Consider the following 24,126-nt stretch of genomic DNA (forward strand, 5'->3'; position numbering starts at 1 on the left):
ATGAGGACGCCGATCGTCACCGTCCGCGGGTTGCGCAAGTCCTACGGTGCCCGCCAGGTGCTGCACGAGGTCTCCTTCGACGTGCTGGGTGGAGAGATCCTCGGCATCGTCGGACGCAACGGCATGGGCAAGACCAGCATCGTCGAGATCGTCCAGGGCCTGCGCCGTCGCGACGGCGGGGAGGTGCTCGTGGCCGGCGTCGATCCGAACCGCCACCGGCATCGATTGCGCGAGGTGATCGGTTCGCAACTGCAGTCCTGCGCGCTGCCCGACCGGTTGCGGGTCGACGAGGCGCTCAGGCTCTTCGCCCGGCTCGCCGGGGATGTCGTGGACTGGCGCCGGCTCCGGGCCGAATGGGGGCTCGACTCGCTGGGTGGTGCCGCGTTCGGTGGGCTGTCCGGCGGCGAGCGCCAGCGGTTGTTCATCGCGCTGGCACTGGTCAACCGTCCGAGTCTGGTCTTTCTCGACGAGCTCACCCAGGGCCTCGACCCGGCCGCTCGGCGCGACACCTGGCGGCTGGTCGAACGGGTTCGTGACCAGGGCGCGACCGTCGTGTTGGTCACCCATGACATGGACGAGGCCGAACGACTGTCCGACCGACTCGTGCTGGTTCACCGTGGCCGGGTCGCAGCCTCCGGTACGCCTCAGGAGCTCGTCACGCGCCTGGGGGGGCCGGTGTGCATCGGCTTCACGGTCACCTCCGATGCCCTCGCCGGCCTGGAATCCCTTCCCGGCGTGGTGGAGATCTCCCACGACGGGATCCGTGCGCGGGTGGTGAGTGAGGCTGCCTCGGTGGTGATGGTGGCCGGTGAGCTGTGGCGACGGGGTCTGACGCCCGAGGACTTCACGGTCACGAGGCCGAGTCTCGAGGACGTCTTCCTGGCGCTGACCGATGGGCCGGCGGCCGATCTGCAGCGGGTCGCGTCGTGACCGCGGTGAGCCCGGCGGGCGCGGTGCTGACGATCGCTCGTACCGAACTGCGCCTGATGACCCGCGAATGGGCCTCGATGGTCTTCGCCTTCGCCTTCCCGGTTCTGCTGATGTTGATCCTCGGCGGGATCTTCGGCACCGACCCGTCCTCGGATTACGGAGGTGCCTCACCCGACGACTACTTCGTCGCCGACTACGTGATCGTCCCGCTCGGGGCGCTGGCCCTCGTGGGTCTGCCGGTGATGCTCTCGGGGTATCGCGAGCGAGGGGTCCTGCGGCGGTTCGCGAGCGCGGGGATCGGCACCCGCTACGTGCTCGGCGCCCAGGTACTGGTGACGGTCGTCCTGGTCCTGCTGGGTGGGGTCGTGGTGCTCGCCGTCGCGGCGCCGGTCTACGGTGTTCCCGCGGTGCACGACCCCGGCCGCGCGCTGGCGGGTCTCGCGCTCGGCGGCGTGGTCATGATCGGCATCGGGGCGGTGCTCGGGCTGCTCGCCCCCACCGCGCGGTCGGCCCAGGCCATGGGTCTGTTGGCCTTCTTCCCGATGTGGTTGCTCGGGGCGGGTGGCCCTCCCCGGGAGGTGATGCCCGAGGCCATGGGGATCGTCGCCGACCTGTTGCCCCTGGGGCGGGTGGCCGCGGCCGTGCGCAAACCGTGGCTCGGAACGGGCAGTGCCGAGGGCGACCTGTTCGCGCTGCTGATCTGGCTCGTCGTCGTCGTCGCGGCCCTGGGGGTGCTCGGTCGACGCCGTTGAGGCCGCCTCGGACCGGCCGCCGACCCGGTGTTCGAGATCCGGCCATCCGTACACTGGTGCCCCGTGACGTCCGGTCGGCCCGCAGAGCCCACGCTCTGGGCGTGGAGCGACCTGCATGTCGGTTTTCCCCGGTGTCGTCGTGAGGTCGAGGCGGCGCGACCGGCGTCCGCGGCGGATTGGCTGATCGTCGCCGGCGACGTGGGCGAGACGAGCGCTCAGCTCGAATGGGCGCTGGGCACGCTGGCGTCCCGTTACGCCAAGGTGATCTGGGTTCCGGGCAACCATGAACTCTGGACGCATCCGTCCGACCCGCTCCAGCTCCGGGGAGAAGAGCGGTACCGGTACCTGGTCGACCTGGTGCGGGGGCTCGGGGTCGTCACCCCGGAGGACGACTATCCGATCTGGCCGGACGACGATGGGCCGGTTGTCGTCGTCCCCCTGTTCCTGCTCTACGACTACACGTTCCTGGCCCCCGGGACGTCGTCCCGGACCGAGAGCCTGGAGCTGGCGCACGAGAACGGGATCGTCTGCGTCGACGAGTTCCTGCTCCACCCTGATCCGCATCCCGGCCGCGAGGCGTGGTGTCGTGCCCGGGTGGAGGCGACCCGGCGGCGTCTGGATGCCCTGGACCCGGCGTTGCCGCTGGTTCTGGTGAACCATTTCCCGTTGGTGCGTGAGCCCACAGCCGTCCTGCGGCACCCCGAGTTCGCTCAGTGGTGCGGCACCGTGCAGACGGCGGACTGGCACCGTCGGTATCGCTGCCGGGTCGCGGTGTACGGCCACCTGCACATTCCCCGGACGACGACCTACGACGGCGTCCCGTTCGTGGAGGTCTCCTTGGGGTACCCCGCCGAGTGGGCAGCCGTCGGCGGCCCGCGGGGGCCACGGCGGATCCTGCCGCGTCGGAGTAGTCGGTGATCGAGGCCCTGCTCCCGGGAAACGTGGCCTCGGCAGACACCGTGGGCGATCTGGACGAGCCGCTGTTCGGGGTGGAGGAGGCCGCGGTCGCGCGGGTGGCCCCGATCAGGCGCAGGGAGTTCCGATCGGTCCGGGGGTGTGCGCGACTCGCCTTGGCGCGGTTGGGGTTTCCTCGGCCGCCGATGGTCCCCGGGGATCGGGGAGCCCCGACCTGGCCGCCGGGAGTCGTGGGGTCGATGACGCACTGCCCTGGCTATCGGGCGGCGGCTGTCGCCCGGGCCACCCAGTTCGCCGGCCTGGGGATCGACGCGGAGGAGGATGCCCCACTGCCCGAGGGCGTCCTCGAGCTGGTCACCCTGCCCGGGGAGCGTGAGCGGCTGGCATCGCTGGCTCGTCGTCACCCGGACCTGCCCTGGGGCCGGTTGGCGTTCAGCGCCAAGGAGAGCGTGTACAAGGCGTGGTTCCCGTCGGCTCGGTGCTGGCTCGGCTTCGAGGACGTGGTCGTGACCTTCGACGAACACGGCTCGTTTCGGGCCGACGTGGTGGGTGGCGAGCTGGAGCCGCGGGCTCGGCCGTTCGCCTCGGTGCACGGCCGCTGGATCGTGGCCGGTGGCCTGGTCGTCACAGCGGTGACCGTCCCCGTCGCCGGTTGACGCCGCGGTGACGGGCGTCGTGGAGAGGTGGCCGCGACGTATCTCGTGGCCGCGAACACTGGACGGCGACCGGTTCGATCCAGTAGCACAGAGGTCACGCCGACACGCGAATTCGCTTGTGGCAGCAGGGAAATGCCGCTGGACAGAATGTAGACGTCAGAAAATGTGTCATAGAAATGAGACATGGACCGCAGGCCGGACCCGCCTCCAGGGAGACACATGTCGATCGGAACCGACGATGAGCCGACCACTCTCGCGGCTGCCGTGGCGGACTTCTGCCGCAAGGAGGTCGGCACGGTTGCGGACCGCGACCGGCTGACCGATGGTGGGTTCGAGGTCCACAGCCCGCTGATCGCACGCAAGATGGCGGACCTGGGGTGGCTGGGGATCGCGATCCCCACCGAGTTCGGTGGATCCGGCGGCGGACTGGTCGATCTGTGCTGCTTCCTGGATGCCGCCAACCACGGCCTGGCCCCCATCGGGGCGTACCCCACCTCGGCCATCGTGGGCTCGTGGTACCTGCGCTTCGGAACGCCCGAGCAGAAGGCGACCATCCTGGGTGGCATCGCCGCGGGCAGGGTGGAGTCCCTCGCGCTGTCGGAACCGGGCTCCGGGTCCGACGTCGCGGGTGCCCGGTGCCGGGCCGATCGGCTCGACGACGGCTTCGTGCTCAACGGTCAGAAGAGCTGGTGTTCCAACGCGCATCTCGCCGATCACCTGTTGGTGCTGGCCCGCACCGACGACACGGGGGACCGTCACGCCGGTCTGACCTTGTTCCAGGTTCCCGCCGACGCCCCCGGGGTCGAGATCAGGCCGATTCGGTCACTGGCCGGTGCGGAGCTGAACGAGGTGTTCCTCACCGACTGTCACGTGCCACGGACCGCGGTGGTGGGGCTGGTCGGTCAGGGCTGGTTGCAGGTCATGTCGGGGTTGACCTTCGAACGGCTGGTGATCTCGGCGGCCATGCTCGGCCTGGCCCGCCGGGCCTTCGACGACGTCCTGCAGTTCGTCAAGGAGCGCGAGCAGTTCGGGCAGCCGGTCGGGACCTTCCAGGCCGTGCGTCATCGATGCGCCGATCTCGCGACCGAGCTCGAGTGCTGTCGGCTGCTGGTCTACGACGCGGCCCGAAGCGCGGACCGCGACCGGAGCAAGCTGTCGCCTCAGCGCGCAGCCATGGTCAAGCTGAAGGTCACCGAGACCGCCCGGCGGACCACGCTCGAGGCCATGCAGTTGATGGGAGCCGCCGGGGTGTCCAGCGAGTTCGGTCTGGAGCGGGCGGCCCGGATGGCGCTGCTGTCGACCATCTACGGCGGCACCAGCGAGATCCAGCGTGAGTTGATCGGCAAGGGGTTGGGGTTGTGAGCCGCACAGGCCGACGAGGGCGCTCGCCTGGCGCAGGAGTGCCAGACCACCCGCCAGCACCCTTGCCGGTTTACTCCTGGTACGGGAGCATCTGGGACTGGATGGCATGATTTCGTGTCCGAATCGTTCGGGTGGGCCGCGGGCGTGTGGCGGCTCGGCGACCGGCCGCGATCACCATGGGCGAGCACCGCGAGGACACGTGAGGGGGATGCCTTCGTGACCATCTCGGTGGCGGTGATCCGCGATGACTCGATCGCCATGGGTGGCGCCATCCAGTGCATCGCCCAACACCCCCTGCTCAGCGCGGTCGGGGTGTTCGAGAACCTCCAGCAATGCGTCGAGGCGATCGGGGCACGCTCCTGTGTGGTGCTCATCGACCCCTTCGTCGCCGCACACCGCAGGGCCGACATCGCGCGGACCCCTCGGCGTTGTTCGCTCCTGCTCATCAGTGACTGCACCGACACCGGCTTGGTCCGATCCGCGATCAGCGACGGTGCACGGGGTTTCATCAGCAAGACCACGGACCTCTCCACGCTGGTCAACGCGATCAGCGCGGTGGGTCACGGTGGGATCTACCTCGGTCGACCGCTGGACCGGCTGTTCCTGGAGGAGCCGGTGGAGCCGGTCGGACCGCCTGCCTCCGTCCAGAACCTCACCGCTCGGGAGCGCGACGTCCTGGTCATGATCGCGCAAGGCATGACCCACAAACAGATCGGCACCCGGCTCAATCTGACCAAGTCCACCGTCGACACCTACGTCTACCGGCTGCGTCAGAAGCTCGGCGGTGGGAACAAGGCGCAACTGACCAGGCTCGCGATCGACCTGCACCTGTTGCCCACCGGCTGAGCCGGCCGTGACCCTCGCGTGACCCTCGCGGCGCGATGCCACAAGGGATGACACAGGAATGAGACGTTGTCGCCCCACGCGCGCGGCTGGACCATGGCGGGGGCGGTGCGTCCGCCGCTCAGGCGTCGTCGGGAGTGGGGACGATCGATGATGAACCAGGCGCGGGAACAACTGCCCAACAGCCCGTCCCAGCGCCACCGACTCGGGGAGATCGCCGAACGTGGACTGACCGGCCGGTTGCAGCACTGTTTGACCGTGGGCGTGGAACTCAGCGGCCCTCTCGACCTCCAGGACCTGCGCGGCCGGTTCGCCCAGATGCTCGAACGGCGGCCGGCCTTGCGCGCGGTGTTCGGCACCGAGGGGAGCCACGCCCTGGGGGCCGCTCTACCGGAGGTCCGCGTGGTCGAGGTCGACGGCCCCGACCAGGCCGGTCGATGGCGTGCGGCCGAGGACGTCGCCGCCGCGCAGTCGGCCGTCCCGTTCCCGCCCGAGGCCACCACCCGGGCCCGGCTCACCGTCGTCACCGCCGGTCCTCGTCGTCACCTGCTGGTCCTGGCCGTCGACCCGCTGGTCTGTGATGCCTGGTCGGTCAGCCACCTGGTCGAGGACCTGCTCGCCCCGGCCGGGACCGCCCCGGACGGCTACTCCCGCCTGTGGCGCCGGCGACAGGCATGGCTGACCGGACCGGATGGCAGCGCTGCCGTCGAGCGCCGTCGCGCCGCTGTCCGCGGAGCCTGGCATCACTGGCCGGGCCTGGAGCCGATCGGCGTCCACACCCCGCCGGGCGACGTCGAACACCCTGAGGCAGAACAGTTCCTGGCCTTGGACGAGGACGTGGCCGCCGCCCTCCACGCGGCCATCCGCACAGGGCGCAGCACCATGCTCGCCGTGGCGGCGGCGGCACTGGTCGCGGGGTGCGTCGACGCGGTCGAACTCCGGCGCAGCGCGGATCCGGCGAGCGCGGACGCCGGGCCGCCGGTTCGTCCTCCGCTCGCCCTGCGGTCGACCTTCGCGGCGCGGGAGGACGCCGACGAGCAGGCAGTCGTCGGCGGCCTGGCCACCGAGGTCGTGCTGCGGCTGCCGACTCGCGAGGGCACGATCGCCCAGTACCTGCGCACCGTGCGCGCGGAGGTCTTCCAGGCGCTGGCCGACCAGCGCGTTCCGTGGGAGTTGGTCCAGGACGTCCTGGCCGATGGGGTCCCCGGCGGGCCGACGTGCGCGATGGTGTACCTCCCCAAGGATCTCAGCGGTGGCCGACAGGCCGGACGCCGACTGGGCGAGGCGATCGCGACGCGGACCGCGGTCTCCATCTGCCCCACCGGAGCCGACCTCGACCTGTTCGTCATCGAAGGGGCACCCCCGATGCGCAGGGTGCAGTCGGCGGCGTTGACCCTGGGGGCGAGCAGTTGGTGTGGGCACACCCCGACCGAGCTGGACGCCGTGTTGCGCCGCTGGGCGGACTCGCTCGACCTGCTTGCGCGAACCGACTGGGGGACCGGGCTCGGTGAGCTCGTGGAGGTGTTGTCCGCCCAGCGGATCGATCCCGCGGGGCGCGTCTGATGGTGGCGGAGAGCGTGGGGACCGACTCGTGTCGGGAACGGGTCCGATCTGCCTGGGCCGAGGCGCTGAGCACCGACGACCTGGACGAGGACGACAATTTCTTCGCCCTCGGTGGTGATTCGGTCTGCGCTGCTCGCCTCGCACGCCGGCTGTCTGGTGAGCTCGGGGTGGAGGTCAAGGCTCGGGCCGTCTTCGACCACCCCACGTTCGGTGCCTTCACCGCCCACGTCGGCGGGCTCCGGGCACCCGAGCCCGACATCCCGCTCCGGGCCGACCCGGCGACGCACCCCCTGAGTCCGGGACAGCTGCGGCTCTGGCTGCTCAACCGGTTGCGGCCCCTGAGTTTCTCCTACAACGTCCCGTTGATCATCCAGCTCGACGGGCCACTGCACCGAGCGGCACTCGACGAGGCCCTGACCGAACTGGTGCGACGCCACGAGCCCTTGCGCACGGTGTTCCCGGAGCACCCCGACGGCTCGGGTGGTCCGATCGGGCAGGTCCTGCCCCCGGCTCCCGTCGAGGTGCCCACCCTGGCGGCGAGCGAGGCCCCCGATGCCCACGTACGGGCGAACCAGTTCCTGCAACTCCCGTTCGAGCTGCGCCGGCAGCCTCCGGTGCGCTGCGCCGTCCTGCCCGTCGGTGGCGATCGCCACTGGTTGCTCGTCTCGACCCATCACATCGCGACGGACGGGGACTCCCTGCGCCTGCTGCTGGCCGAGTTGGGCACGCTGTACACGGCTGCGGCCCTCGGGACGTCGTTACCGACCGACCCGCCGGAAACGTCCTACGGCGACCTCGTCACCTGGCAACGGGCCGCGAGGGCTGCGCCAGACCCCGACCGGCTGGACCGGCGACGGACAGCGCTCGGCGGGCTGCCCGACCACCCCCTGCCCCTGGAGGCGATGCCGGGCCGATCCGCCGACGGCATCGGGGAGCGCGTCCGGTGTGTGCTGAGCCCGGCGACCACCGAGGCGATCCGGTCGCTCGCCGCGGGTCGTCGCACGACGGTGTTCGTCACGCTGCTCGCGATGTGCGGTGAGCTCGTGGCGCGGTGGTCGGGACACGACGAGCACTACCTCGGATTCCCGATCAGTGTGCGCGAGCCGGCCTGCGCGCACGAGCTGCTCGGGTTCTTCCTCGAGACCGGCCTCGTCCGGCTCCAGCTGTCCGGCTCCGGCGACCTGTACTCCCTGCTCGACCAGGCACACCGGGCCGTGCGCGAGGCGACGGTCGACGTGGTGCCGTTCGATCTGCTCGCCGAGGGGATCGCCACCCACCGCGGGAACCGGACTCCCCCCTTCCGGGTGTGGGTGAACGATCTGGGGGAACCCTTGCGTCCTCCGACGATGCACGGGCTGAGCACCACGATCGTCGAGGTCACGCAGCCCCCGGCGCTGTTCGATCTGGGGATCTACATCGTCGAGGACGACGAGCAGATCACCGTCGACCTGATCTACGAACCGACCGTCTGCTCACCGGAGGCGGCCGAGGAGTTCCTGGAACAGTTCCACGGGCTGCTCCGGGCCGCCGTGGCCGCGCCGCAGGTGCCGCTGAGAAGCCATCGCCCGGCGACGACCCGATCGGCCGGGCTGCCGGACCTCGACGACGTGTTGGCCACGGACGGCGCGAGCGGGGCCGGCCAGGATGCCGTGGCCGCGCCGTGGCAGGGATCGACGGTGGGGCAACGGATCTCGGCGATGTCCCGGGACCGGCCCCACGACGTCGCGGTACGTGCCGGCGATCGCGATGTCTCGGGAACCGAGTTGGCCGAGGGGGTTCGGCGCCTGGCCGCCGAACTGAGGGAGGGTGGGATCGGCGGCGGTGACCTCGTCGCGGTGTACGCCGATCGAGGGCTCCCGCTCGTGGTCTCGATGCTCGCCGCGTGGTCGCTGCCGGCCCAGGTGCTGATGCTCGACCCCCGGCATCCGCCGGCGCGGCATCAGGAGATCCTGGCCCGGGTGCGCCCCGCGATGCTGATCCGTGACCGGCCCGCCCCCGCGTTCTCGGTGCCGGTGACCGTCCACCTCGACGCCACGGCGCGGGTCGTCGACGTCCTCCCGGCGACGCCGACCGCGCGGCCGGCGCAGGCGATCGGCGTCCAGCGCCGTCCCGGGTACGTGGCATTCACCTCGGGCACCACCGGGCGCCCCACCGGGGTGGTCGGCGATCTCGGCCCGGTGGAGCACTTCCTGTCGTGGTACGCCGCGGCCTTCGAGTTGCGAGCCGATGACCGGGTCAGCCTGTTGTCGGGGATCGCGCACGATCCGCTGCTGCGCGACGTGCTGCTGCCGATCTGGCTCGGCGGGACGCTGTGCATCCCCACACCCGAGACCTACGCCGATCCGGAGCGGTTGGCGCACTGGCTGCGGCGCGAGCGGGTGAGCGTGATGCACCTGACTCCACAGGTGGCACGGCTGATCGCGGCCCAGCAGGTCGTCCTCGAGGACGTGCGCCTGGTCTGCCTCGCCGGGGACACCGTGACCGCCGCCGACGTCGATCGCCTGGCCCGGGTCGCGCCGTGTGCCCAGCTGGTCAACGGATACGGCACGACGCAGACGCCTCAGCTGGTCTCCGTCCGACGGCTCACCCCCGGCAGCTCGCCCCAGTTGGGCACGGCAGCACCCGGTAGCCAGGTGCTGGTGCTCGATGCCGACGGCAGTCGCTGCGGCATCGGGCAGCCGGGACGGCTGGTGGTCCGCAGCCGACACCTGGCCGGGCTGCTGCCGGACAGCGATCCCGAGGATCTGGCGGCCCTGACCCCCGACCCCGTCGCCGGCGTGATGCGCTTCGTGACCGGCGATCTGGGGCGGTACCGCACGGATAGCTCGGTGGAGCATCTCGGCCGCGACGACGACCTGGTCAAGGTGCGTGGTCACCGGGTGCATCCCCTGGAGACCGACCGCGCGCTCGCCCTCGACGCGCGGGTGAGCAACAGCATCACCGTCGCGCGCGAGGGCCCGGACGGCACGGAACTGGTGTCCTTCGTCGTCGGCCGTGACGTCACCGGCCCGCAGTTGCGCGCCCACCTGGCAACCGTTCTGCCGGCGGCCGGTGTGCCGACCTCGATCGTGATGCTCGAACAGCTGCCCCTGGGTCCGACGGGCAAGGTCGATCGACGTGCTCTGCCCGTGGCGGCGGCGCGCCCTGCGGTCGCTGCCTCGGTGATCGCCGCCGGCGACCCCACGGAATCTCGTCTGGCCCGGGTGTGGTCCACGGTGCTCGGCGTGGATCGCCTCGAGGTCACGGACTCCTTCTTCGACCTGGGCGGCTCCTCACTGAGCATGATCCGGCTGCAGGCGGCCGTCCGGCGGGAGTTCGGCACGACGCTTCCCCTCACCACGCTGTACGAGAACCCCACGGTGCGCTCGCTGGCGCGGGCGTTGTCGCGTCGTCCCGGGAACGAGCCCTCGGCCCGCTCGCGCCCGGCGACCTCGACGGCGCAGGACCGACGGGTCGAGTCCGCCCGGCGGTTGGCCGCCCGCCGCTCCCCGGGCCTGCGATCCGAGAACGCGACCGATCCCGGACCGGCGCCCGGCCCCCGCGGCGAGGAGGATGACCGGATCCCGCTCGGCGACGGCTGGCTGTTGTGGCGTCCGGTCGTCCTGCGCAGCGCCGGGTTTGCCTTCTCGGACCTGCACAGCGCGCTCGGTGAGGGCAGCTGGGGCACGGCCGGGATCGATTCCCCGGACGTCGAGGCAGCCCTGCGCGCGGGGCGGCAGGCCGTACTCGACCTGGCCCGTCGCGAGGACTTCCGCACGGCGTTGCAGTGGCAGAACCCTGCTGTCCTGTCGCTGTCCCTCGACTGGCTGCTCGCCGAGCCCGATGGGCCCCGCACCAGCCGTCGGCGAGCCAGTGAGCACACCCTGGTGAAGTACCTCCAGCGCTATCACACCAAGAACGAGTCGGTCGGCTTCTACGGGCCGGTTCGCTGGGTGAGGATCGAGGACGGCGCCCCGGTGTTCGCGGTTCGTCCCGGGACCCGGGTGTCCCACCGGATGAGGGTGTACGTCGAGGACTGGGTGGTCGAGGAGCTCGCCGCCACCCTCTGCGCCGACCCCGCGGTGGCCCGGTTCATCCCGCCCTCCCTCGCCTTCGGTGTCACCCGGCTGGGGCGAAAGCTGATCCTGCCCGGGGGTGACACCACGGCGTTGAGCCCCCTCGAGAGCGACGTCGTCACCCTCGTCGACGGTCATCGCCTCACGGCCGACCTGGCGGCAGCCCTGGACCGGCCGATCCAGCAGGTCGAGGCCGTGCTGCTCCGCCTCGGCGACCAGGGGTTCGTGGACCGAGCGCTCCACGTCCCGCCCGATCTCGATGCCGAGCTCCGGCTCCGTGAACGGCTGTCGGAGCTGCTGCCGGAACAGAGTGCCGGTGAGCCGTTGCGGCTCCTGGCGGAGCTCGAGGCGGCGCGCGGCCGGGTCGAGCGTGCCGCCACCGAGGCGGAGCTGGGCGATGCGCTCGAGCAGCTGGGCGAGTGGTTCACCCGATGCACCGGGGGGCGAGCGGTACGCACCCGGGCCGAGTCGCAGGTCGGTCGGCGCATGGCGGTCGGTCAGGCGCAGCGCGACCTCGAGCTGCGGCTCGGGGCAGGTCTCGTCGACGACCTCGTCGCCCCGCTGAACCTGGTGATGCAGAGTGCCCGCTGGCTGGCCCGTTCGGCGGGTGAGCGCTTCAGCGAGCTCGCCGAGCGGGAGTACGACGATCTGCGGGTGCTGTTCGGCAGCGAGCGCGTCCAGCTCAACGCCCTCTGCCAGCGGGTGCTGCCCCACGTGGCCACGGGCCGGATCCTCGACGAGGTGATCGAGGATCTCCGTCGGCGGTGGGGCGTCGTCCTCGCGGTCGACCCGACCGCGGGCGGCGTTCGGCGCGCGAGTGCGGACCTCGCGTCGGCGGTGGGCGAGCAGTTCGACGGGCCGCCCGCGGGCTTCGCCGCTGCCCGTCACCACAGTCCGGACGTCATGATCGCCGCCGCCGACGCAGACGACATCGTCTCGGGCAGAGCCGAATTCGTCCTCGGTGAGGTGCACGCGTGCATGATCACCGTCGATGGGAGGTCCTTCACCGACAGCGAACCGTGGCCCGGCGAGGTGCGTCGCCTCGCCGACCTCGCGCTCTCGGACGACGAGCCCCGATTCGTCCCGTTGCACGTCCGGGGCGAGTTGACCTCCATCACCGGCTGGGACTACCCGCCGCCCGACGGCCATTCGGCCGCGTTCATCTACCTGTCCTTCGGTGAGGGCATCGGCGAGCGTCGCCCACCCGGACCGGTGATCGCGGCCGCTGACATCGTGGTGACCCGTGACGGCGGGGGGCTGGTGGCCACCCTGCCCGATGGGCGCACCTACCCGCTCATCGCCGTCCTGGGAGAGTACGTCGGCTACATGGCGGCCAACCGCTTCCAGGTCCTGCCCGAGGCACCGCACTCACCCCGGGTGACCATCGACCGGCTGGTGATCGCGCGGGAGACCTGGCGGATCCCCGCAGCGGAGTTGATCTCGCTGACGGCCGTCCCCGAATCGGAGGCCTACCGGGGGTTGTGCGAGATCGCCACCGCGCACGGCATCGCCCGGCACACGTTCTGGCGGGCGGCACCGGGCACCAAACCGATCTACCTCGATCTGAAGAGTCCGGTGTTGGGTGCCCTGCTGGTGCGCGAGTTGCGGCGGGTGGCCCGGTCCGGCGAGGCCACGGTCACGTTCGTCGAGATGTACCCCGGCCCGGATCAGCTGTGGCTGACCGATGCGGCCGGACGGCGCTACACGAGCGAGTTGCGGATCACCATCGCGGACGCACTCGCGCCTCGGGGGATCCGCGGATGACGCTCGATCCCGGTGTCGACCGCGATGGGCCGAGTGTGTCGCTGGGCGGTCAGTGGTGGATGTGGCGGGATGTCGCGGTGCGCTCCGCCGGGTTCGCGTTCGAGGACATGCTGCGGCTCGGTTGCCCGGAGCTGGCAGCGCAGGTCGACGCCGAGCTCGATCCGGCGTCACCAGCCCGGCCGACCGAGCCCGAGATGTGGACCCGGGCGTTCGAGTCCGAATGCGCGTACCTGGCTCAGATCGCCGACGGCCCGGCCTTCCGCGAGGCGATCGCCTGGCAGCACCCGCGGTTGGTGAAGACCGCGCTCGACCCCTTCGTCGCCGACCCGACGTCGCCTCGTCGCAACTATCGTCGGCGCCAGATCGAGACGGTGCTCGCTCGCTACGTCCAGCGATACCACTGCCGCAATGAGTCGATCGGCTTCTTCGGGTCGGTGGGATGGGCTCGGTGGGAATCGTCGGCGGACACGGACGGCAACCCACTGCTCGCCGTCCAGGGCGCCGCGGGGACGATCGCCACCCGCCGGGTTCGGCTGGAGACCTGGGCCGTCGCCGTCCTCGCCGACCGGTGGGGCCGGGACCCGGCGCTGCGTCGCCAGCTGCGACCCGGATTGGCTCCGGCGGTGCGGGCCGAGCACGGGACGGTGTCGAGCGCCCTCGGCCGGCTCCCCCTGTCCGTTCAGCGGTTCGCCGTGCTGGCAGCCTGCGATGGCCGCACGACCCTGGCCGAGATGACCGAGCGGTTGTCGGACGCCGGCGTCCCCGGTCTCGACTCGCCACAGGAGGTCGAGGGTCACGTCCTCACCCTGTGTCGGCAGGGACTCGTCGTCCTGGGGCTGCACGTTCCCCCGGACGACGACCCGCTCGACCCGCTCGAGGCGCAACTCGGTGCCGTACCCGACCCGGTGGTGCGGGAGCGGTACCTGCCGTTGGTGGCTCGCCTGCGGTCGGCGGTCGCGCGGGTGGACCGGGCTGCCGGCGATCCCCGCCACCTGATGATCGAGCTGGATCGGCTGACCACCATGTTCGCCGAGCTCAGCGGGAAGCCCGCCAACCGCCAGCTGGAGGCCGACCTGCGGGGGCGCACTCCCGTCGTCCATGACTGCACCAATACGGTGCGGGTTCGGTTGAGCCAGAACATGTTGACGTGCGTTGCTCCCCCGTTGCGGCTCATGCTGGCCTCGGCGCAGTGGCTCGTGGGAGCGGTGGCCGAGGCGCACCTCCACCTGCTCGAGGGCATCCACACCGGGCTCGGTGGTGGGCGCCAACCCTTGAACCGGGTGGCGGCCCAGTACTGGCTGCGCTGTACCCCCGAGGCCTTTCGTGCCGACGTCGGGGGCCTGGTGGCAGACCTGGGCCGCCGTTGGGCCGCCATCCTGCCGGTGCCACCGGGAGTGCGGCACCATCGCGTGGCGGCCGGTGACCTCGAAGCGGCCGTGGCGGAGCGGTTCCCGGCTCGGCCCGTCCCGTGGCTGTCGGGCCGATGCCACTCACCCGATCTGCTGCTCGCCGCGTCCGACGTCGAGGCTGTTCGCCGCGGCGAATACCAGTGGGTGCTCGGCGAGATGCACTGCGGGGTCAACACGCTGAACCAGGGCCTGTTCGTCCAGTCGGCGCCGTGGCCGGAGGACCTGCGCACGGCGATGGACGAGGACCTGGGCCGGGAGTCCTGGATGGTGCCGATCTTCCCCTCGGGGTGGCCGGGGGTCAGCGGGCGGTCCCATCCCTCGCCCCACCTGACCAGCGAGCGGTTGGACTATCTGCGGCTCGTTGCCGAACCACCCCGGTCGAGCGTTCCCGGACCGGGAGTCCCGCTCGCCACCCTGGCCCTCGTGCGCGCCGACGACGGATTGTGGGTGGAGGCCGAGGGTGGGCGCCGGTGGCACCCGATGGCGGTGCTCGGCGAATTCCTCGGTGATGTCCTCCCCGACTCCTTCGTCCCCTTCCCGACTGCGGAACACCGGCCGCGGATCGACATCGACCGGCTCACCGTGGCTCGGGAGCAGTGGCGAGTCCCGGCCGCCTCGTTGACCTGGGGCGAGACGGCCGGCGACCCGGAACGGTATCGACGGGTTCGGGAATGGGCGGGGCGGTTGGGTCTTCCTCGGTTCGTCTTCGTGCGCTTTCCCGACCACCCCAAGCCGTGCTACGTCGATCTGACCAGTCCGCTACTGATCAACATGTGCGCGGCTCAGCTGCGCCGCAGTCGGCGCACCGCTCCCGACGGTCTGGTCACCGTGACCGAGATGCACCCGCACCCCGACCACCTCTGGCTGCCGCACGGAGCTCCGGATCGGCACAGCACCAGTGAGTTTCGCGTGGCGATCGTCGACCGATCAGGCGCTGGGCCGGTCTAGCCGGGCGTGGCCGCCATCTCCGTGATCTGGGCCGCCAATCCGCGCACGGTCGGGTAACCCATGACAGCCGACGTCGGGACCGGGATCTGCAGCTGCTTGCGGATCCTGGCGATCAGGGCGATGGCCAACACGGAGTTGCCGCCGAGGGCGAAGAAGTCATCGTCCAGCCCGACCCGTTCCAGCCGGAGCACGACGGTCAGGATCTCGGCCAGGTCGGACTGCAGACCGGGTGCCGGTTCGGCGTACGGAGTGGACAGATCCGGGCGGGGATCGCGCTCGCCGTCGTCGCCGAGGACGCCGCCCAGCCCGCTCTCGACCACCCACTGCGTGAACCGGGCGTCGAGCGGACCGGTCGAGATGACGAGGTGGTCGACCTGGTCGACGGCCGCGACGATCCGATCGAAGATCTGCATCGCCTCACTCGGGGCCATGTCGAACTCCCCGGCGGAGAACGGGTCTCCGCCGTCGATGCCCCAGGTGTCCCAGTGCACGGTGCACCAGCGGCGGCCTCGTACCCGCCGCGAGAGCACCTCGACGTCCAACGCGGCGTTGGCCGCTGCATAGGGCCCGAGGGCAAGACCACCGAGGGTCGCCGACAGCGACGAGAAGGCCACCAGTGCGACATCGCGATCGCCCAGGGCGTCGTCCAGGGCACGCAACCCGGCCACCTTGGCATCGAAGTGTCCCGCGGTACCCGCCTCGCACACCAACTGCGCGGGGCCGAAGCCGTCGGCGGCCGAACTGCCGGCGGCGTGCACCACGAGGTCCAGGGCACCGAATCGCTGGAGCGTCGTCTCGATGGCGGCGCGCACCTGGTCGACGTCCGCGACGTCGGCCGTCACGACCTCGACCTGGCCGCCCCGCTCCTCGATCGCCAGCAGTGCCTGCAGTCGGGCGGCAGCCGGGGTGGTGCCCGAGGCGAGTTCGCTCCACCGGGCTCGCGGCGGCACCGGAGTACGCCCGAGCAGCACCACGCGGCAGCCGCGATCCAGAGCGGCATGACGAGCCAACGCCAGCCCGACCTTTCCGAGCCCGCCGGTCACGAGCATCACCCCGCCGGGCGGCAGGCTCCAGGTCTGCCCCTGGGCAGCCAGCGGCACATGGTCGAACGCTCGTGTCCATCGGGTCGAGCCGCGTAGCGCCACCGGTCCGGCGTGCTCCTCGAGAGCCTCCGCGACCACGTGGGCGGGTGGCACGGGCAGGCCGGTGCCGATGTCGAGGTGACGGCAGACCCAGCCGGGGTTCTCCTGGGCCAGCACCGGTAGCAGAGCGGCCAGTGCCGCCTGGGCCGAACTGCCCGGCGGTACATCGCCGAAGGCCGTCGCGGCGTCGGTCAGGGCGAGCAGCTCGACGTCGGTGCCGGGCGAGACCGCGTTGAAGGCCGTGACCAGGGCCAGCGCGATCCGGTACCCCGTCAGCAGGGGGTCGCCGGGGGTGTCGATCGAGGCCGGGCCATCGGTGCGATCGCCGAGAGCGCCGGCGTGCACCACGACGCGCGGCAGCTGCGCGGCGGCTCGCAGCAGGGCCTCGAGGTCGGCCGCGGCTGTTGCCGGGTCGATCACCTCACCCGTCAGCTCACCGACCACCCCACCGGGCCGGCTGTCGCCGTCCTGCCGCCTACGCAGCTGTGCCAGGGTCACGTCGGCGCCCAGGCGCCGAAGGTGTTCGGCGAGCAGGACTCCCCGGGGCTCGGCGGCCAGAACCAGCCAGGGGCCGGCCTCCCGGAGGGCGGCGGTCTCGTCCCGGATGGCCCGGGGGCTGCTGCGCCAGGTGGGCACGTAGGTCCAGCGGTCGAGGTCGTCGACGCGGCCTGACGGCTCCGGCAGCGGAGCCGTCAGCGAGGGACGCTCCACCCAGTAGCGGCGGCGCTGGAACGGGTAGGTGGGCAACGGGACGCGCCGCGGTCGGCCGGCATACAGTGCCGCCCAATCGATCTCACAACCGGCCTGCCACAACCGAGCCACCGTGTGCGCCATCCAGTGCGCCGGCGACCGGCCGTCGGGCGCGATGTCGATCGCCACCTGACCGTGCCGGCCCGCACCGAGGCCGAGGGCGTCGCGAACCTCACCCACGATCGCCAGCTCCGGGCCGTCGACAGCGTGCACGGAGACGCCCACGGCACGCAGCGCAGCAGCCACGGCCAGCACCGTGTCCGTCAGCTGGGCCGAGCTCGCAGAACCTGCTGCCGCGGAATCGATCTCGTCGAGGTCGCGGGCGATGCGGTGTGCAGCACCCGAGACCTGCGCGCACCATGCGGGATCGGCGCGGGCCGGATCCGGCAGCACGAGCTCCACCCGGGGGTTGTGGGCCCGGGCTTCGCCGTCCAGCCATCGGGACGGATCGCCCAGAGCCGCTCGCGCATCGGCCAGGTCGTCGCACACCACCGCCCGGCGCACGGGGAAGGTGGATCGTGAGACCTGCTGGGTGAAGGCGACGTCGGCGATCGGGTCCTCGTGCCCGTCGAGGTGGGCGGCGAGGTTCGCCGTGGCCTGGTCCACCACCGTGGCGTCGCGCCCCGACAGGGTGAGCAGGAACGGGCCGGGCTCGGCCGCGGCTGGCGGCCGTTGCGGTGCCTCCTCCAGGACGACGTGCGCGTTGGAGCCGCCGAGCCCGAACGCGCTCACCCCGGCCCGTCGGGGGTGCGCCCCGACCGGCCAGGGCCTGGCCTGGGTCAGCACCGTGAACTTCTTGCGGGCGTTGGCCAGTGCGCCGTTCGGGGTCCGGAAGGTGGGGGTCGCGGGCAGGACCTGGTTCTCCAGCGCCAGGGCTGCTCGAATCAGGCTGCTGACGCCCGCCGCCCGGTCGAGATGCCCGATGTTCGCCTTGAGGGAGGCCAGCACCAGGCGGTCGTCGGCTCGATCGGGGAAGACCTGCGCCATCGCGGCGATCTCGATCGAGTCGCCCAGCACGGTGCCGGTGCCGTGACACTCCACGTAGCCGATGGTGGCCGGGGGGACGCCGGCGAAGGCGATCGCGTCGGCGATCACCGCGGCCTGCCCGTCGACCCCGGGAGCGGTGTAACCGGCGCACTGGGAACCGTCGTTGTTCGTGGCCGATCCGAGGATGATCGCGCTGATGTGGTCGCCGGCATCGAGCGCGTCGGGTAGGCGTTTGAGCGCCACGAGGGCCACGCCGCTGCCCATCACGCTGCCCCGGGCACCGGCGTCGAACGGCAGCACCCGCCCGTCGGGGGAGTAGATGCTCCCCTCCTCGAAGAAGTACCCCGCGCCCTGCGGCAGGGGGAGGAACACCCCGCCTGCCAGGGCGACATCGCACTCGTAGTTGAGCAGTCCCTGCACCCCCAGGTGCACGGCGATCAACGAGGTGGAGCAGAAGGTCTGCACCGTGATGCTCGGCCCCCGCAGCCCCAGTTTGTACGAGGCATACGATCCCAGTGAGTCACGCTCGGTGCCGATCGCCATGAGCAGGGCGCCTCCGGGCCCCGGGGCGGCACCGAAGGCCACGTTCCAGGTGTAGTCCGGGAACCCACACCCGGCGTAGACGCCCACCTTGTCGGTCATGCCCATGGCCGGGTAGCCGGCGTTCTCCAGCACCTCGACACAGGTCTCCAGGAAGAGCCGATGTTGCGGGTCCATCAACTCGGCCTCGTGCCGGCTCAGGCCGAACATGGCGGCGTCGAACCGTTCGATGCCCTCGATGGAGCCGGTGACCCGGACGTAGTCGGGGTCGGCGACATGCCCCGGCGGTACCCCGACCGACACCAACTCGTCCTCGGTGACCTCACGTAGGCCGAGCCGGCCCGTCGCCGAGTTGGCCCACAGCTGCGAGACCGTGTCGGCGCCCGGGAACCGTCCGGCCATGCCGACGATCGCGACGGCGCTGTCATAGTCGACCTGGCTCACCGGGCCTCCCCTCGGACACTGGTGCGGCGCTGGGCCAACCGCTTCTGACGCAACTGGGCCCGCTCGTCGTCCGGTTCTCGCACGATCGGCTCCTCGACCGGCGCCTCCCCGACCTCGCCCGGGTCTGCTGCCCGGCTGGCCAGCGCGGCGGCCGTGAGCGCCGACACGGTCGGGGCCTGGTAGAGCAGGTGCGCCGGCAGGTGGTCGAGTTCCAGCGCCGCTCGCACCGCATCGGTGACGCCGACCCCGATGAGCGAATTGCCGCCGAGATCGAAGAAGTTGTCCTGGACGCCGACCTGGTCGATCCCGAGCCATTCGCCCCAGATCTCGGCAACCGCCTCCTCCTGCGGGGTGGCAGGTGAGATGTACGGCGTCGAGAGTTCGGGCCGCGGATACCGTTGGTCACCACGGCCTTTGCGGGCACCTGCCTGGATGTCGCGGATCGTGTAGTTGCGGCTGCCGGCGAGCGAGGTGGAGAAGTCCTGGGTGTTCACCACCAGGTGCGGCACATCCAGGGTGAGGATGCGCTTCAGGCACCGCCACCCGGCATCGAAGTCGATGCCGAACACCTCGCGATGGTGGATGTAGAACGCGCGCAGCACCGGCTCGTAGCCGGCGAGCCCTTCCTCCCAGCCGTTCCACGTCCACTCGCCCCAGCCGATCGAGACCACCTTGGTCTGGCGCAGGGCGCCGCTGCGGGCGAAGGCATCGAGGAAGGCGTTGGCCGCCGAGTAGTCGGCCTGACCGAGCGCGCCGGTCCAGGCGGCGACGGAGGAGAACAGCACCAGGAAGTCGAGGGGATCGTCCCCGATGGCCTCGGCGATCGCCAGGGTGCCCCAGACCTTCGGCGCCAGAACGCGTTCGACATCGTCGATCGTCTTGAACTGCATCATGCCCATGCCGGGCACCCCGGCCGCATGGATGATGCCGTGCAGCGCGCCGAAGCGTTCTCGGGCTCGCTGCACCGCCCGGACGACGTCCGCCGGTTCGGCGACGTTGCCGGCCACCACCTCGAACTCACACCCCAACGAATCGAGCAGCTGCAGCCCCTCGATCCGCCGGCGAACCTCGGCCCGGGTGGTCGGATCGGCCAGGATCGCCCCCCACCGTTCGCGCGCCGGGGTGGGCGTGCGGCCCATCAGCACCAAGCGGGCGTGGGCGTCTCGGGCCAGTCGCTCGGCCAGGGCCAGCCCGATCCCGCCGAGACCACCCGTGACGAGGTAGACCCCGTTGTCGCGCAAGGGAACAGCCTGCGGATCGAGTTCGTCGGCCAGCTCGAGGATCTCGAAGTCCGGCATCCATCGCCGCCCCCCGCGCAGCGCCAGCACCTGGTTGGCCGGTGCGGTCAGCAGCTCGCGGACGACGTGATCGACCGGTGCCGGCCGACCGTGGACCAGGTCCACCAGCCGGATCGTGCCACCGGGATCCTCCACGGGCAGGATGGTGCAGGGGCCGTGCACCGTGGCGCGTGCCGGCACGATCGGATCGTCGTCACCGACCTGGAGCGTGCCGGACGTCACGACGTCCAGCGCCCAGGTGTCGAAGCCCACCTCGCGGGCTGCTCGGGCGATGGCGATCAGCGTGTTCAGGCCGAGTTCGACGGTGTCCCGCGCCGAGGCCTCGGCGAGGGTCCACAGGTGCACGACGCGATCCGGTGTGCCGCCTTGCTGCTTGAGTCGCACGAACAGCTCGAGGATGTCCTCGATGCTGCCGGGGCGGACCCGGAACCCCTTCTCGTCCCGAGCGAAGTCGGCCCCCGGACGCACCAGGGTGACGCTGCGCTCGGCCCCGGCCAGCGCCGCCCCCACGGCCCGCGCGACGGCGTCGGCGTCGCCGTCATCGGTGAAGATCACCCAGCGCTCGCCCGGGTCGCTGAGTGCCGGACGCGGTGCGCGTTCCTTCCAGACGCCCAGGTTCAGCCAACTGCTCTCGGGCAGCAGGGGCAACGTCTCGTACTCGCTGAGCAGGTCCTCCGGGCCCGAGGCCGCGCTGGTTGCGGAGCCGCCGCCGTCGGCCTCGGACGGGGTCACGAACCAGTAGGGCTGGCGCTGGAAGGGATAGGTGGGCATCGGTACCCGCCCCGGGACGCGGTCCAGGTCGAGCCGATGGTAGGCGGTCCAGTCGACGTCGACCCCGGCGAGCTGGAGTTCGGCCAGGGCGCCGACCAAGGCGCGGTCCCCGGCCATGGTGTCCAGGGCGCCCGGTGCGGTGGACACGACCAGGGGCCAGCGGGAGCGGTCACACTCGGGGTGGGACCTGACCATCGCCCCCAGCGACTTGCCCGGCCCGATCTCGACGAACAGGTGACTCGACCGGGCGAGGGCGGTCGCCAGCGAGGTGGAGAACTGCACCGGACGGCACATGTGCTCGGCCCAGTAGGCCGGATCGGTGACCAGCGCGGCGTCCGCCAGTTCACCCGTCACGTTGGACACCAATCCGAGGGTGGGCGCCCCGAGGGTGATGTTCGCGGCCACCCACGCGGTGAGATCCTCGGCCACCGGCCGCAGCAGCCCGGTGTGGAAGGCATGGCTGGTGTCCAGTTCGCGGCAGACGGCGCCCCGGGCGCGCAGCTCGCTCGCCACGTCGGCGATCGCGTCGACGCTGCCGCCGATCACCACCTGTCCCGGGACGTCGGCGGACAGCTCGACGCCGCGGTCGGCCAGGTCGGGCACCAGGGCCTGCAGTGCCTCCCAGCTGCGGCCGACGGCCAGCATCGACCCCTGGGGCAGTTCGGCGATGAGCGCCGCGCGGTGGGCGACCATACGGACCGCGTCCGGCGCGCTGAGGACGCCGGCCAGACAGGCCGCCACGTACTCACCGACGCTGAAGCCGAGCACCAGGTCCGGGACGACGCCCCAGTCGATCAGGGTCCGAGCCAGCGCCAGCTCGGCCAGGAACACCGCGGGCTGGGCCACGGCGGTGTTGCTGAGCGGGCCGCGATCGGACGGCGCCTGGCGCCCCATGAGGACGGCGAGATCGGGACGCGCAGCGTCCGGGGAGCGGGTGGTCAACGGGGTCAGGACGTCGATCGGGGCGAACGTCGACAGCAGTTCCTGGCCCTCGTTCAGGTGCCGGCGGAAGGTGGGCTCGTGGGCGTACAGGTCGGACACCATGCCGGTGTAGTGCTCACCGACACCGGCGAACATGAAGATCGACCGGCGGCCCTTCACCGGGTCGTGCCGGGCCAGGAGCACCGAGTCCTGGCCGGGCCGCCCGGCAAAGGCGGCCGCAGCGGCCCCTGCCGAGTCGGCGATGACGGCACGCCGATGCGCCATCGGTGCCCGGCCGACCTCCAGGGTGAACGAGGCATCGGCCAGGTCGAGGCTCTGCCCGGCAGCGTCGGCCTCGCCGAGGTGGGCAGCCAGGTGTTCGCAGTAGTCGTTGGCGGCCTGCTCGGTACGTCCGGAGACCGGCAACAGGTGCCATCGCCGCGGGCTCGGCCGGCGCACCGGTGCGTCGGGGGCCTCCTCCAACACCACATGGACGTTGGTTCCCCCCATGCCCAACCCGTTCAGGCCGGCCAGCCTCGGGTGCCCCGACTGCTTCGGCCAGGGCACCGGGTCGGCCGCCACGTAGAACGGGCTGTGGGGGAAGTCGATCTCGGCGTTGGGGGTCTCGAAGTTCAGCGACCGCGGGATCAGTCCGTGCCGCAGGGCCTCGACGACCTTGATCATCCCGGTGACCGTGGCGGCGCGGTCGAGGTGCCCGACGTTCGTCTTGACCGAGCCGATGGCGCAGTACTGCCGATCTCTCAGATCGCTGCCGGAGTAGGCCTTCTCGGCGGACCGAAAGGCGCGGGTCAGCGCCGAGACCTCGATCGGATCGCCGAGTGCCGTCGCCGTGCCGTGAGCCTCGACGTAGGAGATGTCGCGGGGTGAGACCTCGGCGTCCGCCAGGGCGGCCTCGATCGCGGTCGACTGGCCGGCGACGCTGGGAGCCGTGTAGCTGAACTTGGCGAAACCGTCGTTGTTCATGGCCGACCCGCGGATCACCGCCAGCACGGTGTCGCGGTCCTCCAACGCCCGGCGCAACGGCTTGAGCAGGACCACCCCGGAACCGTCACCGAAGACCGATCCCTGGGCCTTGGCATCGAAGGTCCGGATCACGCCGTCCGGGGCGAGCATGCCGCCCTGGACGTAGACGTAGCCCACCCGGTCCGGCACCCGGACGCACACGCCACCGGCCAGGGCCATGTCGCACTCACCGTGCCGCAGGCTCTGGCAGGCGAGGTGGATCGCCACGGCAGAGGTCGAGCAGAAGCTCTGCACCGTGACCGCCGGGCCCGTCAGGTCCAGCCGATAGGCGACCACCGTGGTCAAGGCGTCCTTGTCGTTGCCGATGACCATCTCGTAGGGGTCGATGTGCAGCGCCACGTCGGGGTCACCGAACCGGTCGTACATGTACGAGCTCAGGTTGCTGCCGGCGAACAGGCCCACGCGGTCCCGCGCACCGGGGATGCCGTACCCGGCCAACTCCAGCGTCTCGTGACAGCACTCCAGGAAGATGCGCTGCTGCGGGTCGGCGATCGAGGCCTCCCGCGGGCTGTATCCGAAGAAGGTGGCATCGAAGCCCCGGATGTCGTCGAGGACCGGACGCCGCCGCACGTAGTCGGGATGACCGGCCTGATACGCGTGATAGCCCGCTGCGGCCAGGTCCTCGTCGGTCACATCGTGGATCGACTCCACGCCGTCACACAGGTTCTGCCAGAACTGCGCCACGGAGGGCGCCCCCGGGAACCTGCCGGCCATCGCGATGACGGCCACGTCCTGGTCGCGGATCATTCGATCGGGCATGGCGCCACCTCTGCCGGGACACATCGAGTGCCGCTGAGCAGCGGGCGACCTGTCTTGCCCACCATGTGTCCCGACGGACGCGGCACGCCTCGGCTCAGAGTGAACCCGTTACGGCTGGCCGGGTCCAGGCTCGCTCCTGTCAAGAACTGGACGTCCACCTCCTGCCAGCACCAGCGCTTCCGTCGCGGTCGTGCCGTGGCGACCATGAGGCACGCCGTGGTTTGCGCGTGTCCGCGTGAGACGTGCACGAGACCTGCACGAGACCTGCACGAG

General features: G+C 71.3%; 11 protein-coding genes. 9 read left to right on the forward strand and 2 right to left on the reverse strand.

All coding sequences use genetic code 11. From position 1 onward, the window contains the following. The 9 genes from IPK24_07905 to IPK24_07945 all read left to right on the forward strand — a co-directional run bounded on the left by IPK24_07905 (position 1) and on the right by IPK24_07945 (position 15,197). Entirely contained in the window at positions 1-930 is a 930-nt protein-coding gene (locus IPK24_07905) for an ABC transporter ATP-binding protein (protein ID MBK8075475.1), read from the forward strand. Then, entirely contained in the window at positions 927-1,682 is a 756-nt protein-coding gene (locus tag IPK24_07910; GenBank protein MBK8075476.1) for an ABC transporter permease, read from the forward strand. Before IPK24_07905 ends, IPK24_07910 begins: the two co-directional genes overlap by 4 nt. 63 nt (positions 1,683-1,745) lie before the next feature. Continuing rightward, on the forward strand, positions 1,746-2,600 hold the full coding sequence (locus IPK24_07915) for a metallophosphoesterase (protein ID MBK8075477.1): 855 nt from the start codon (positions 1,746-1,748) through the stop codon (positions 2,598-2,600). Beyond that, on the forward strand, positions 2,597-3,253 hold the full coding sequence (locus tag IPK24_07920; protein MBK8075478.1) for a 4'-phosphopantetheinyl transferase superfamily protein: 657 nt from the start codon (positions 2,597-2,599) through the stop codon (positions 3,251-3,253). The genes IPK24_07915 and IPK24_07920 overlap by 4 nt, the downstream gene beginning before the upstream one ends. Positions 3,254-3,472: 219 nt before the next feature. Continuing rightward, complete coding sequence (locus tag IPK24_07925; protein MBK8075479.1) at positions 3,473-4,615, forward strand: acyl-CoA/acyl-ACP dehydrogenase; 1,143 nt, start codon at positions 3,473-3,475, stop codon at positions 4,613-4,615. 216 nt (positions 4,616-4,831) lie between these two features. Continuing rightward, on the forward strand, positions 4,832-5,461 hold the full coding sequence (locus IPK24_07930) for a response regulator transcription factor (GenBank protein ID MBK8075480.1): 630 nt from the start codon (positions 4,832-4,834) through the stop codon (positions 5,459-5,461). A 147-nt stretch (positions 5,462-5,608) separates the two neighbouring features. Next, positions 5,609-7,021, forward strand: coding sequence for a hypothetical protein (locus tag IPK24_07935; protein MBK8075481.1), 1,413 nt, complete (start codon positions 5,609-5,611; stop codon positions 7,019-7,021). 14 nt (positions 7,022-7,035) lie between these two features. Then, the gene (locus tag IPK24_07940) at positions 7,036-12,840 is read left to right on the forward strand and encodes an AMP-binding protein (protein ID MBK8075482.1); all 5,805 of its coding nucleotides are present in this window, start codon (positions 7,036-7,038) and stop codon (positions 12,838-12,840) included. After that, positions 12,837-15,197, forward strand: a complete 2,361-nt coding sequence (locus IPK24_07945; protein ID MBK8075483.1) for a lantibiotic dehydratase — start codon at positions 12,837-12,839, stop codon at positions 15,195-15,197. Before IPK24_07940 ends, IPK24_07945 begins: the two co-directional genes overlap by 4 nt. On the opposite strand, the gene IPK24_07950 is transcribed toward IPK24_07945, so the two are convergent. After that, on the reverse strand, positions 15,194-19,060 hold the full coding sequence (locus IPK24_07950; protein MBK8075484.1) for an SDR family NAD(P)-dependent oxidoreductase: 3,867 nt from the start codon (positions 19,058-19,060) through the stop codon (positions 15,194-15,196). The genes IPK24_07945 and IPK24_07950 overlap by 4 nt on opposite strands. Further along, complete coding sequence (locus IPK24_07955; GenBank protein ID MBK8075485.1) at positions 19,057-23,853, reverse strand: SDR family NAD(P)-dependent oxidoreductase; 4,797 nt, start codon at positions 23,851-23,853, stop codon at positions 19,057-19,059. The genes IPK24_07950 and IPK24_07955 overlap by 4 nt, the downstream gene beginning before the upstream one ends. Between the last annotated feature and the right edge of the window lie 273 nt (positions 23,854-24,126).

Source organism: Kineosporiaceae bacterium (assembly GCA_016713225.1).
Lineage (GTDB): Bacteria > Actinomycetota > Actinomycetes > Actinomycetales > Kineosporiaceae > JADJPO01.

Bases quoted from the DNA above. Each gene is read 5' to 3' on its own strand.
- IPK24_07905 (MBK8075475.1), top strand. From the start codon at position 1: ATGAGGACGCCGATCGTCACCGTCCGCGGGTTGCGCAAGTCCTACGGT.
- IPK24_07935 (MBK8075481.1), top strand. From the start codon at position 5,609: ATGATGAACCAGGCGCGGGAACAACTGCCCAACAGCCCGTCCCAGCGC.
- IPK24_07945 (MBK8075483.1), top strand. From the start codon at position 12,837: ATGACGCTCGATCCCGGTGTCGACCGCGATGGGCCGAGTGTGTCGCTG.
- IPK24_07925 (MBK8075479.1), top strand. From the start codon at position 3,473: ATGTCGATCGGAACCGACGATGAGCCGACCACTCTCGCGGCTGCCGTG.
- IPK24_07955 (MBK8075485.1), bottom strand. From the start codon at position 23,853: ATGCCCGATCGAATGATCCGCGACCAGGACGTGGCCGTCATCGCGATG.